This window comes from Inquilinus sp. (assembly GCF_039594555.1).
In the GTDB taxonomy this organism is placed as follows: domain Bacteria; phylum Pseudomonadota; class Alphaproteobacteria; order DSM-16000; family Inquilinaceae; genus Inquilinus.
Genome location: NZ_JBCNNF010000203.1, coordinates 1 through 12,306, shown reverse-complemented (window position 1 = coordinate 12,306; position 12,306 = coordinate 1). Strand labels below are relative to the sequence as shown.

Below are 12,306 nucleotides of genomic sequence, written 5' to 3'. Positions count from 1 at the left end.
CGGCGAGATCGAGCGTGAGCTCCGAAAGGTCGGAGAGAGCGCCGGCCACCTGCTGTAGCGGCCACACCCTGCCGATATCGGCCAGGGCGATCAGCAGCGCGATGCGCCGTTTGGCCAGGCGGAAGGCCTGCATCAGCCGGGTGGTGTCGGCCTCGGCCGCGCTGTCGGCGCGCAGGGCCGCCAGCTCCGCCGCGACGGCGGCGTCCGGTCCGTCGGCCAGGAAGCGGCGGACCGTCGCCGGGGTCTTCAGCGCCAATTCGGTCAGGTAGGGGCTGCCGCCGAACACCGCCTCCAGCAGCGCCCGGCCCTGCGGGTCGCCGGGCAGGGTTGCGATGAAATCACCAAGCTTGGGATCGGATTGCTCGGTCGCGCGTTCAAGCCACCGTTCGACTCCGCGCCGGGCACGGTCGGGATCGCCCGCGCGGGGCCAGGCTGCATCAGCCGGCTTGGCGTCGTAACGTGGCATCTCGCTGTCCAACTCCCTAAGGTGCGGGCGCAGCATCGGGGTCCCGCAGGGACGGGTCAAGCGAGGGTGAAACGTTCGGGATGAGGGCGCTGAAGATCCTGGCCGAGATCGTCGGGCTGGCGGTCGCCGGCTTCGCCCTGGCTGCGGTCGTGCTGGCGTGGCGGCTGTCGTCCGGGCCGCTGGAGATCGATTTCCTGACGCCCTATGTCGAGCAGGCGATCTCCGACGGTAATGGCTCGGTCGAGATCGGCGCGCTCGCCCTGCGCTGGGAAGGGTTCGACCGGCCGGTGGTGCTGGCCGCCCGCAACGTGCGGGTGCGGCAGAAGGACGGCACGCTGATCGCGGTCGTGCCCGAAAGCTCGGCCGATGTCAGCATGCCGAAGCTGCTGCGCGGAGTGGTGGCGCCGCTGCGCATCGACCTGATCCGGCCGCATCTGCGGGTGACCCGGACCGAAGCGGGCGATTTCAGCTTCGGCCTGGGGGAGAGCGAGGCCGCGGAAGGCGGGCCGTCGACCCCAGCCGAGGGGGCACCGACCCGCGACGTGGTCAAGGATCTGCTGACCGCGCTCGACGCCCGGATCGGCAGCGAGGACAGCCCGATCGCCTCCCTGACCCGGCTGACGCTGGTCGACGGCAGCGTCCGCATCGACGACCGCATGCTGGGGCGCAGCTGGGTCGCGCCCAAGGCCTCGGCTGACCTCAGCCGCACCACGGCGGGGGTCGAAGGCCAGGCGTCGCTCTCCGTCCTTTCCGACGGGCGCACGGCGCAGTTCGGCGCCGAGATCCACTACATCCGGGCGAGCCGCAGCGGCCAGGCCTCGGTCACCTTCGCCAATGTCATCCCGGCGGCGCTGACCCGGATCTCGCCGGTGCTGGCGCCGCTGGAGGCGATCCAAAGTCCGGTGTCCGGCCGGCTCGAGGCCGACTTCGATGCCCGCTTCCAGGCGACGGGGGGCCGCTTCTCGCTGACCAGCGTCGACACCAGGCTGCTGCTGCCGCCGCTGTGGACGGCGCCGTTCAGCGCCGCCCGGACCAGCCTGTCGGGGTCGGTCGACCTGGCCAAGCGGCGCCTGACGCTGGACGATTTCACCGTCGACCTCGGCGGCCCGAAGATCTCGCTCTCCGGCCAGGTCGACGCGGCCGGCGACACGATCGACGTGATTACGGCCGGCACCGTCACGAGCGTGCCGGTCGCCCTGCTGGACAGCCTGTGGCCCCCCGGTGTGCCCAGCGGGCTGCATGACTGGATCGCCACCAGCCTGCAGGAGGGTGTGATCGACCGCACCGAATTCAGCCTGCAGGCCCGGGCGCCGCTGTCCGACCCCCAGGCGGTGACGCTGGTCGCGGCCGACGGCACGATGCAGGCGCGCGACCTGACGGTCACCTATTTCAAGGGGTTGCCGCCGATCACCGGCCTCAACGCCGCGGCCAGTTTCAACCAGTCGACCATGCGCATCGCCACGGCCGGCGGGACGCTGCAGGAGATCGCGCTGCAGCCCTCCGACATCACCATCACCGGCCTCGACCAGCACGATCAGGTGATCGACATCGACGCCCGGGTTGAAGGGCCGGTGAAGACGATCATGTCGGTGCTCGACACGCCGCGGCTCGGCTACGCCAGCAAGGTCGGGCTGGTGCCCGACCGGATGTCGGGCCGGGCAGCCGCGCGGATGCGCTTCGGCTTCTCATTGCTCGCCGATCTGCCGTTCGAGGCGGTGCGCATGGGCGTGGAGGGGACGCTCAGCGATGTCGGCATCGGCGGGGTGAAGCCGGGCTACGACCTGGCCGGGACCGATGCTAGGCTGACGCTCGACAAGGCGGGGATGACGCTGGCGGGCAAGGGCCAGGTGAACACCGTGCCGGTCGTCTTCTCCTGGCACGAGGCGTTCGACGATTCCGCGGTGCAGACCAGGGTGTCGGCCCAGGCCAGCCTGACCCCGGCGGCGCGGGAGGCGCTGAAGATCCCATCGATCGGGCCGGTCGACGGCACCATCGGCGCTGATGTCGATTTCGCCAAGCGCTCGGGCAGCATGGCGACGCTGGACGCCAAGCTGGACCTGACCGAGGCCCGGATCGCGATCGACCCGATCGGCTGGGTCAAGCCGACGGGCGGTAAGGCGAATGCGACGGTCAGCCTGGCCTTAGCCGGCGAGCGGGTCAGCAAGGTTTCGCAATTCAGCGTCTCGGGCGGCGACATCACCGCCTCCGGCAGCGCCGACTTTGCCCGCGACGGAACGCTGTCGCAGCTCAGCATCGCCTCGTTCCGGCAGGGGCCGAACGACGTCAAGGGCCAGGTCGAGGTGCTGGGGCCGGACAGCTACCGGCTGGCGCTCACCGGCTCGCATCTCGATGTCTCCGGCATCCTCGAGCAGCGGCGCGCCGCCCGGGACAAGCCCACCGCGGATGCCGGCCCGGCGGATCCCGCGCCCGGGCCGCAGATCGACGCCACCTTCGATGTCGCGGAGCTGTCCTTCGGCGACAAGCGCTCGCTGAAGGCGGTGCACGGCCGGGCGATCGGCCGCACCACCAACCTTCAGGACGTGACCCTGGCGGCGCAATTGCCGGGCGGGCGGCCGATGGACCTGCGGCTGACGCCGCAGCAGGGACAGCCGGACCGCCAGATCCTGACCGTGCGCAGCGAGGATGCCGGCGAGACGTTGCGCATCTTCGATATCGCCGACAACATCACCGGGGGCAGCCTGCTGGCCACCGGCACCCGCAACGGCGTCACCGGCGCGATCGACGGCCAGCTCGACGCCCGCGGCTTCGTGCTGCGCGACGCGCCGGGCATGGCCCGCCTCCTGGCGGCCACCTCGCCCTCCGGCCTGCAGGACCTGTTCGGCACCAGCGGGCTGACCTTCAACCGGCTCGACGCCGATTTCACCTATGCCGCGGCGCAGCGGCGGGTCACGCTGAAGCAGGGGCGGGGGGCCGGCGGCGATCTCGGCCTGGCCTTCGACGGCGTGATCGATCTCAGGGGCGAGACCATCGATCTGGCCGGCACCATCGTGCCGATCTACCACATCAACAGCGTGATCAGCTCGATCCCGTTGATCGGCGATATCCTGACCGGCGGCGCCGGCGGTGGCCTGTTCGCCTTCACCTACACGATCCGCGGCACCTTCGCCGACCCCTCGGTCTCGGTGAACCCGCTGTCGGTGCTGGCCCCCGGCTTCCTGCGCCGCCTGTTCTTCGAGGAGACGCCGTCCGCGAACGTCGGACCGCCACGGCCGAGGCCGCCGGCCCCACCGCCGCGCGAGCACGGCAGCGACCGATAGCTACTCGCCCACTGCCAGGCCGGCCGGCCGGCGGTTGTCGTTGGCACCGTAGACGAAGCCCGGCAGCATCTTGCCGCCGAAGGCCCGGTCATTGCCGGAAGAGGCGGGGCCGGACGCGGCGGCGGCCGAGGGCTGCAGGGCGATCAACTCGGTGGCGCCCCAGGGCGACTGCACCGTCACCTTGTGGCCCATCTGCTCCAGCAGCTTCACCGTATCGGGCGACAGGGCGTAGGGCTCGGCATAGACCTCGTCCGGCAGCCATTGGTGGTGGATGCGCGGCGCGTCCACCGCCTCCTGCGGCGCCATGCCAAAATCGATCATGTTCAGCGCCGCCTGCAGCGTGATGGTGATGATCCGCGACCCGCCGGGGCTGCCCAGCACCATCACGATCTGGCCGTCCTTGGTCACCAGCGTCGGCGCCATCGACGACAGCGGCCGCTTGCCCGGGGCGATCGAATTGGCCTCGCCCTGCACCAGGCCGAACAGGTTCGGCACGCCGGGCTTGACCGTGAAATCGTCCATCTCGTCGTTCAGAAGGAAGCCGGTGCCGGGCGCGATCACCCCGGCGCCGAACAGCCCGTTGATGGTGTAGGTCACCGAGACCGCGTTGCCGGCCTTATCCACCACGGAATAGTGGGTGGTCTCGGTCTTCTCATGCGGCGGCACGCCGGGCTGCACCTCCTTCGACGGGGTCGCCTTGTCCGGCAGGATCTTCGTCCGGATCTCCGCCGCGTAGTCCTTGCTCAGCAGCCGGTCCAGCGGGTTCTGCACGAAGGCCGGGTCGCCGAGATAGGTGTTGCGGTCCATATAGGCGTGGCGCATCGCCTCGACCATCAGATGCACGCCGGCGGCGGAGTGCCAGCCCAGCGCCTTCAGGTCGTATCCTTCCAGGATGTTCAGGATCTCGCACATCGTGGTGCCGCCGGAGGAGGGCGGCGGCGAGGACACGACGACATAGCCGCGATAGCTGCAGGTGACCGGCGCGGTCTCGGTGACGGTGTAGGCGGCGAAGTCTTCGGCGGTCATGACGCCGCCATTGGCCTGCATCGCCGCCGCGACCTTCTGCGCGACCGCGCCCTTGTAGAAGGCGTCCGGCCCGCCCTTGGCGATCGCCTCCAGCGTGTCGGCGAGATCCGTCTGCACCAGCCGGTCGCCCGGCTGCAGGGCCGACCCGTCGGGGCGGAAGAAGATCTTCGCCGCCACCGGGTCCTGCTTCAGCAGCTTGGCGCCGGCGTCGAGGATGTCGGTGTCGCCGCGGGTCAGGACGAAGCCCTCGCGGGCTAGCCTGATGGCCGGGGCCATCACCTGCTCGCGCGTCATGCTGCCGTATTTCGCCAGGGCGGTGTCCAGCCCCAGCACGCTGCCCGGCACGCCGACGGCAAGGTAGCCGTACAGGCTGGCGCCCTTGACCGGGTTGCCGGCGGCGTCGAGATACATCGTCTTGGTCGCGGCCGCCGGCGCGGTCTCGCGGAAGTTGATGAAGGTGTCGCGGTTTTCCTTGGCCAGGTGGATGACCATGAAGCCGCCGCCGCCGATATTGGCGCAGCAGGGGTTGGTCACCGCCTGGGCGAAGCCGGTGGCGACCGCGGCGTCGACCGCGTTGCCGCCGGCCCGCAGGATCTCCGCCCCGGCGTCGGAGGCAAGGTGCTGCGACGACACCACCATGCCATCCGGCGCCTCGACGGCGGGCGGAGAGGCGGCCCGGACCGTCACCGGGCCCAGGGCGCAGGCCAACAGCGCCAACGATGCCATTGCATGCCGGATCATCATGCCCCTCCTGTTGTCCTATGGCCGCGCCGGCTTGGGACGCGAGACTCAGGAGGAATGCTGCGCCGTTGCCCGGACCGCCGCAAGGCGGCCCGGACGAAAGCGATGGCGGCCGTCAGGCCGGGCGCACCAGCGCGTGCTTCTTGCGGCCGGCGGACAGCTTGATCACGCCGTTGGCGCCGATGTCGCGGTCGCCGATCGGCTGCTCCGGGTCGGCGATGGCGGCGTCGTTGACGCGGCCGCCGCCGCCCTGGATCAGCCGCCGGGCCTCACCGTTCGAGGCGGCGAGGCCGGCGCGGGCGAACAGGCGGAAGGCCTGGATCCCGGCTGCCAGCTCGGCCTGCGGCACGTCGATCGAGGGCAGGCCCTCGGCCGACACGCCCTGCTCGAAGGCCTGGCGCGCGGTCTCGGCCGCCGCCTCGGCCTTCTCCCGGCCATGCACCAGGGCCGTGGCCTCGGTCGCCAGGATCTTCTTGGCGTCGTTGATCTCGGCCCCGCCCAGCGCCGCCAGCCGGTCGATCTCCTCCAGCGGCAGCTCGGTGAACAGCTTCAGGAAGCGGCCGACATCGGCGTCCTCGGTGTTCCGCCAGTACTGCCAATAGTCGTAGACCGGCAGCCGCTCCTCGTTCAGCCAGACGGCGCCGGCCGCGGTCTTGCCCATCTTGGCGCCGGAGGAGGTGGTCAGCAGCGGCGAGGTCAGGCCGTACAGCTCACGCTGGGCGATGCGGCGCGCCAGGTCGATGCCGTTGACGATGTTGCCCCACTGGTCCGACCCGCCCATCTGCAGCACGCAGTCGTGGCGGCGCGCCAGCTCCAGGAAGTCGTAGCCCTGCAGGATCATGTAGTTGAATTCGAGGAAGGTCAGCGGCTGCTCGCGGTCCAGCCGCAGCTTGACCGAATCGAAGGTCAGCATGCGGTTGATGGTGAAGTGCCGCCCGACCTCGCGCAGGAACGGGATGTAGGCCAGCTCGTCGAGCCAGTCGGCGTTGTTGGCCATGATCGCGCCGGCCTCGAAATCGAGGAAGCGCGAGAACACCCGCCGGATCGAGGCGATGTTGGCGTCGATCGTGGCGTTGTCGAGCAGCGGGCGGGCGTCGTCGCGAAAGGACGGGTCGCCGATCTTGGTGGTGCCGCCGCCCATCAGCGCGATCGGCCGGCCGCCGGTCTTCTGCAGCCAGCGCAGCATCATGATCTGCACCAGATGCCCGACATGCAGGCTGTCCGCCGTGGCGTCGTAGCCGATATAGGCCGTGAGCCCGCCCTTCGCCGCCAGGGCGTCCAGGCCCTCGGCATCCGTCGCCTGATGGATGAAGCCGCGCGCCTCGAGGGTGCGCAGGAAGTCGGAGCGGAATCCGGTCATGATCGTCGACTGCTTGTCGGAGATGGCTGTCTGTCAGCGGGCTGACGGGGAAGGGCTGTAGCACGAGGGCCGCCCGTGCCTCAAACCGAACTTCCCCGGCAGGATGGATCAGGCCGTAGCGGTGACGATCCACGTGGCGGCGTCGAGCACCACGCCGTCCGCGGTCTGGTGTGGCGCCAGCGCGCGGCGCACGGCCTCGGCGACGGTGTCGCGCCGGTCCGGATGCTCGCGCAGCACCCCGCCGACCGGGCCGCTGCGCAGCATCAGCGCGACCGTCTCGTCGAGGTCGCCGACCCCGGCCTTGGTGTCGAAGGGCGCAACCGCGATGCCGGAGAAGCCGGCGCGGCCGAGGATGTCGCGGATCCGGTCCGGATCGGCGAAGGCGAAAGTCCCCGGCGCGCTGGGAACCGGGGGCGGCAGCGGCGGCAGATGCGGCAGCGCCGCGGCCAGCGGCACCGCGGCCCAGCCATTCTCGGCCATGGCGCGCCAGCACACGAAGGCCAGGCGGCCGCCCGGCTTCAGCGCGCTATGCAGGTTGGTGAAGGCCCCGATCGGATTGTCGAAGAACATCACGCCGAAGCGCGAGAACAGCCCGTCGAAGGCGTGCGGCTCGAGCGTTGTCGTCTGCGCGTCGGCCTCGATGAAGCGGACATTGTCCAGCCCGGCCTCGGCGGCGCGGCGCCGGGCGAGGCCGAGCATGGGGGCGGAGATGTCGACGCCGAGCACCTGGCCGCCGGGGCCGACCAGCCGCGCCAGCTCCAGCGTGCTGCCGCCGCTGCCGCAGCCGATGTCGAGCAGCGTCTCGCCCGTTCTGGGCGCCAGCGCCGCGACTGTCTGCCGGCTGAACGGGGCGGTCATCCGGTCGAAGCGGTCCTGCATCTCGACCCAGACCGACCCGCCGGCCTCGTTCCAGTAGGCGATCTGGTCGGCGTTCGGCGTCTCGGCTTCGGTCTTCGCCATGCGCGATCCTCTGCGTCCGGCTTCAGGCCGGTCGGTTGATCAATCCGCCGCTTGCGGCGGCGCCAGCTTCACCGACTTGGTCAGGTACTCGTCGATATGGGCCAGCAGCTGGTCGTTGTGCAGCGTGAAGAAATGGTTCGCCCCCGGGATCACCCGGTAGTCGATCTTGATGTCCTTCTGCTGCGACAGCTTGTTGACCAGCTTCTGCACCGCGTCATGCGGCACCTGGTCGTCCTTGTCGCCCTGGACGATCAGACCGGAGGACGGGCAGGGCGCCAGGAAGGTGAAATCGTACTTGTTCGCCGGCGGCGCGATAGAGATGAAGCCGTCGATCTCCGGCCGGCGCATCAGCAGCTGCATGCCGATCCAGGCGCCGAAGGAGAAGCCGCCGACCCAGCAGGCCTCGGCGTTCGGGTTCAGCGCCTGCAGCCAGTCCAGCGCCGAGGCGGCGTCGGACAGCTCGCCCTCGCCGCGGTCGTGGATGCCCTGGCTGCGGCCGACGCCGCGGAAGTTGAAGCGCAGCACGGTGAATTCGTGCTTCTTGAACGCCTGGTACAGCGTGTGCACGATCTTGTTGAACATCGTGCCGCCGCCCAGCGGGTCCGGGTGCAGCAGCAGCGCAATCGGCGCGTTGGTCCGCTTGCTCGGGGTGTAGCGACCTTCGAGGCGACCCTCGGATCCGTTGAAGATGACGTCCGGCATCGGCCGTTAAGCTCCTCGAGATGGCGGCGGGGCGGTCCGGCGCGGTAAGGCGGCTTTCTTGACCATCACACTCGGATATCTATATCTAAGCGGTCACTCACCCTGCCACGTCGCGGACCGTGCCGGCCACCCGCCTCAACACGATCCACGCGTAATGTTCGTATAGCATCGGGACGGCCTGCGTGTTCAAGGGTCTTGATCGAGGCACACCGGACCGGATGGGGCTGAGGGACGCGGATTGCGCTTCAGAGCGGGTCGCCGGAGGTGATGGGTCTCCGGTCCGCGGCGCGGGCAGCTGCATGGTTTCCGGTCCGGCGGGCAGGTCGGGCCGATGGGGGCGCAGAAGATGCGTTTGAGCACCAAGGGACGCTACGCCGTCATGGCGATGGTCGACCTGGCGCGGCACGGGGCCGACGGCCCGGTGGCGCTCGCCGACATCGCCCTCCGTCAGGAGATCTCGCTGCCGTATCTCGAGCAGCTCTTCGCCAAGCTGCGTCGCGGCGGGCTGGTCCGCAGCGTGCGCGGGCCCGGCGGCGGCTATCTGATGGCCCGGCCCTGCGGCACGGTGCGCATCTCCGACATCATCTTCGCGGTGGACGAGCCGATCCAGGCCACGCGCTGCGAGAAGCACAGCCCGCTGGGCTGCCACAGCGACAAGAGCCGCTGCCTGACCCACGATTTGTGGGAGGAACTGGGCAACCAGATCCACATGTACCTGTCCTCGGTCACGGTCGAGGATGTGGTCAACCGCCGGGTGCTCGGCTCCAGCCATCTGTTCCCCGCCGGGCAGGGCGTGACCGTCGCCGCCGAGTGAGGCAGGTGACCTCCACCGTGTATCTCGATCACAACGCCACCGCGCCGCTGCGGCCGGAGGCACGCGAGGCCATGCTCGCGGCGCTGGACGCCGTCGGCAACCCGTCCTCGGTGCACCGCTTCGGCCGCGAGGCCCGGCGGCTGGTCGAGGCCGGGCGTCGACAGGTCGCCGCCCTGGCCGGGGTCGCCCCGGCCCAGATCGTCTTCACCGGCGGTGCCACCGAGGCCAATGCCCTGGCGCTGACCGGCCTCGGCCGGCGCCGGATCCTGGCCTCCGCGATCGAGCATGACAGCGCCCTGGCCTGGGCGACCGAGCGCATCCCCGTCGGCGGTGACGGCCGGGTCGATCTCGACGCCCTCGACCGGATGCTGGCGGCCGATGGCGAGCCGACGATCGTCTCGATCATGGCGGTGAACAACGAGACCGGCGTGATCCAGCCGGTGGCCGAGGCCGCCGCGATCGCCCGCCGCCACGGCGCGCTGGTGCATTGCGACGCGGTCCAGGCCGCCGGGCGTATTCCCCTGCCCGTGGTCGGGGCGGAGGTCGACGTGCTCAGCCTCTCCGCCCACAAGCTCGGCGGGCCGCAGGGCATCGGTGCCCTGGTGCTGCGCGATGGGCTGCCGCTGGCGCCGTTGCTGCGCGGCGGAGCGCAGGAAGGCCGGCGCCGCGCCGGCACCGAGAATGTCGCCGGCATCGCCGGCTTCGGCGCCGCCGCCGCCGCCGCTGCCGTGGCCGACCGCGCGGACATGCCGCGGATCGCGGCGCTGCGCGATGAGCTGGAGATCCGGCTGGCGGCCGAGGGCGCCGTCGTGCTGGGCGCCGGGGTGCCGCGGGTCGCCAACACCAGCTGTGTCGCCATGCCGGGCGTCACCGCCGAGACCCAGGTCGCGGCGCTGGACCTCGCCGGGGTCGCGGTCAGCGCCGGGTCGGCCTGCAGCTCCGGCAAGGTGCGCCGCAGCCATGTGCTGGAGGCGATGGGCCTGCCGGGAGACCTGGTCGAAGGCGCGATCCGCATCAGTCTGGGCCCCGGGACCGACGCCGAGGCCATCGAGCGCTGCGCCGCCGCCTGGGCCGATCTGTCGCGGCGAAGGCGCAGCCGTGCGGTCGCCTGAGAGGAGGCATGAGGTTTCGCCGGTTGCCGCGGCTCGCCGGCTTTCGTAGAACACCACGTTTTCGAGCAGGAGCAGGGCCGGAATGCCCAGGATCATCTTCATCGAGCCGGACGGAAACCGGCGCGAGATCGACGCCCCGGCCGGGCTGTCGATCATGGAGATCGCGCACAAATACGACGTCGATCTGGAAGGCGCCTGCGAAGGCTCCTTGGCCTGCTCGACCTGCCATGTGATCGTCGAGCCGGACTGGTACGAAAAGCTGCTGCCGGCGCGGGAGGACGAGGAGGACATGCTCGACCTCGCCTGGGGCCTGACCAAGACCTCGCGCCTCGGCTGCCAGATCATCATGAATGACGAGCTCGACGGGCTGACGGTCCGGCTGCCGGGCGGCAGCAACAACATGATGTGATACAAGGACGTTCCCGCATGAGCGGTCCGCATGCCGGGGTCCAGCGAAGCGCGGCTGAGAACGACTCTCGCGGTCGGGTTTTCGCTGGCAATCGCCGCCGAAACGCCTATCTATTGGCGTGAGAAGGGCGGCAACACTGGCCTCCCAAGGGGCAACCTTTGGGGCCTTCCGCATCGGAGTACCCGACTAGCCCACTCGGTTAATCGGTTCTGGCACAGGGTTGAGGAGCGAGGCATGGCGGCAGTCCAGGAGACGGTCCGGCAGGTCGAAGAGATCACGAACAGCCGCTACAAGCATGGCTTCTTCTCGGATATCGAGATGGAGACCGCGCCGAAGGGGCTGACCGAGGAGACCGTCCGCTTCATCTCCGCCAAGAAGAACGAGCCCGAATGGCTCCTGGAGTGGCGCCTGCGCGCCTTCCGGCTGTGGCAGACGATGGAGGAGCCGCACTGGGCGCGGCTCAGCCACCCGCCGATCGACTATCAGGACGCCTACTACTACGCGGCGCCGAAGAAGAAGCCCAAGCTGGGCAGCCTGGACGAGGTCGACCCCGACATCCTGGCCGTCTACGAGAAGCTGGGCATCCCGCTGCGCGAGCAGGAGAAGCTGGCCGGCGTCGCCGTCGACGCCGTGTTCGACAGCGTCTCGGTCGCCACCACCTTCAAGGAGGCGCTGGAGAAGGAAGGCGTGATCTTCTGCTCCATCTCCGAGGCGGTGCAGAAATACCCCGAGTTGGTGCGCCAGTACCTCGGCTCGGTGGTGCCCTATTCCGACAACTACTTCGCCACGCTGAACTCCGCCGTCTTCACCGACGGGTCGTTCGTCTACATCCCCAAGGGCGTGCGCTGCCCGATGGAGCTGTCGACCTATTTCCGCATCAATGCGGAGAATACGGGCCAGTTCGAGCGCACCCTGATCATCGCCGACGACAGCAGCTACGTCTCCTATCTTGAAGGCTGCACCGCGCCGCAGCGCGACGAGAACCAGCTGCACGCCGCAGTGGTCGAGCTGGTGGCGCTGGACGACGCCGAGATCAAGTACTCCACCGTCCAGAACTGGTATCCGGGCGACGAGGAGGGCAAGGGCGGCATCTACAACTTCGTCACCAAGCGCGCCGCCTGCCGCGGCCGCAACTCCAAGGTCAGCTGGACCCAGGTCGAGACCGGCTCCGCCATCACCTGGAAGTACCCGAGCTGCATCCTGCAGGGCGACAATTCGGTCGGCGAGTTCTACTCGGTGGCGATCACCAACAACCGCCAGCAGGCCGACACCGGCACCAAGATGATCCATATCGGGAAGAACACCAGCTCCCGGATCATCTCCAAGGGCATCTCGGCCGGGAAGTCGGACAACACCTATCGCGGCCTGGTGCGGATCCTGCCGGGCGCCGAGGGCGCGCGCAACTACACCCAGTGCGACAGCCTGCTGATCGGCGACA

The 12,306-nt window shown here is 69.8% G+C and carries 9 protein-coding genes and 1 pseudogene; 5 read left to right on the top strand and 5 right to left on the bottom strand.

The window, feature by feature from the left end:
* A pseudogene (locus ABDW35_RS20925) lies at window positions 1–466 on the bottom strand (glutamine-synthetase adenylyltransferase); the annotation flags it as partial.
* Between the two features lie 80 nt (window positions 467–546).
* Here ABDW35_RS20925 and ABDW35_RS20920 point away from each other — a divergent pair.
* Window positions 547–3,744, top strand: coding sequence for an AsmA-like C-terminal domain-containing protein (locus ABDW35_RS20920; RefSeq protein ID WP_343715819.1), 3,198 nt, complete (start codon window positions 547–549; stop codon window positions 3,742–3,744).
* On the opposite strand, the gene ggt is transcribed toward ABDW35_RS20920, so the two are convergent.
* The 4 genes from ggt to ABDW35_RS20900 all read right to left on the bottom strand — a co-directional run bounded on the left by ggt (window position 3,745) and on the right by ABDW35_RS20900 (window position 8,533).
* Window positions 3,745–5,511 (bottom strand): gamma-glutamyltransferase, encoded by a 1,767-nt coding sequence (ggt, locus tag ABDW35_RS20915; RefSeq protein WP_343715818.1) that lies wholly within the window; start codon window positions 5,509–5,511, stop codon window positions 3,745–3,747.
* A 115-nt stretch (window positions 5,512–5,626) separates the two neighbouring features.
* Window positions 5,627–6,871 (bottom strand): tyrosine--tRNA ligase, encoded by a 1,245-nt coding sequence (gene tyrS, locus ABDW35_RS20910; protein ID WP_343715817.1) that lies wholly within the window; start codon window positions 6,869–6,871, stop codon window positions 5,627–5,629.
* 108 nt (window positions 6,872–6,979) lie between these two features.
* Window positions 6,980–7,831, bottom strand: a complete 852-nt coding sequence (locus tag ABDW35_RS20905) for a class I SAM-dependent methyltransferase (RefSeq protein ID WP_343715816.1) — start codon at window positions 7,829–7,831, stop codon at window positions 6,980–6,982.
* A gap of 39 nt (window positions 7,832–7,870) precedes the next feature.
* On the bottom strand, window positions 7,871–8,533 hold the full coding sequence (locus ABDW35_RS20900) for an alpha/beta hydrolase (protein WP_343715815.1): 663 nt from the start codon (window positions 8,531–8,533) through the stop codon (window positions 7,871–7,873).
* 346 nt (window positions 8,534–8,879) lie between these two features.
* On the opposite strand from ABDW35_RS20900, the gene ABDW35_RS20895 reads away from it, so the two are divergent.
* The 4 genes from ABDW35_RS20895 to sufB all read left to right on the top strand — a co-directional run.
* Complete coding sequence (locus tag ABDW35_RS20895; RefSeq protein ID WP_343715814.1) at window positions 8,880–9,347, top strand: Rrf2 family transcriptional regulator; 468 nt, start codon at window positions 8,880–8,882, stop codon at window positions 9,345–9,347.
* Between the two features lie 5 nt (window positions 9,348–9,352).
* Window positions 9,353–10,459, top strand: a complete 1,107-nt coding sequence (locus ABDW35_RS20890; protein ID WP_343715813.1) for a cysteine desulfurase family protein — start codon at window positions 9,353–9,355, stop codon at window positions 10,457–10,459.
* Window positions 10,460–10,541: 82 nt separating this feature from the next.
* Window positions 10,542–10,868 carry a ferredoxin family 2Fe-2S iron-sulfur cluster binding protein gene (locus tag ABDW35_RS20885; RefSeq protein ID WP_034842035.1) on the top strand — a complete coding sequence of 109 codons (327 nt, stop codon included), beginning with the start codon at window positions 10,542–10,544 and terminating at the stop codon, window positions 10,866–10,868.
* A gap of 234 nt (window positions 10,869–11,102) precedes the next feature.
* Window positions 11,103–12,306 (top strand): Fe-S cluster assembly protein SufB (gene sufB / locus ABDW35_RS20880; RefSeq protein WP_343715812.1); only part of this gene is annotated, 1,204 nt, incomplete at its 3' end.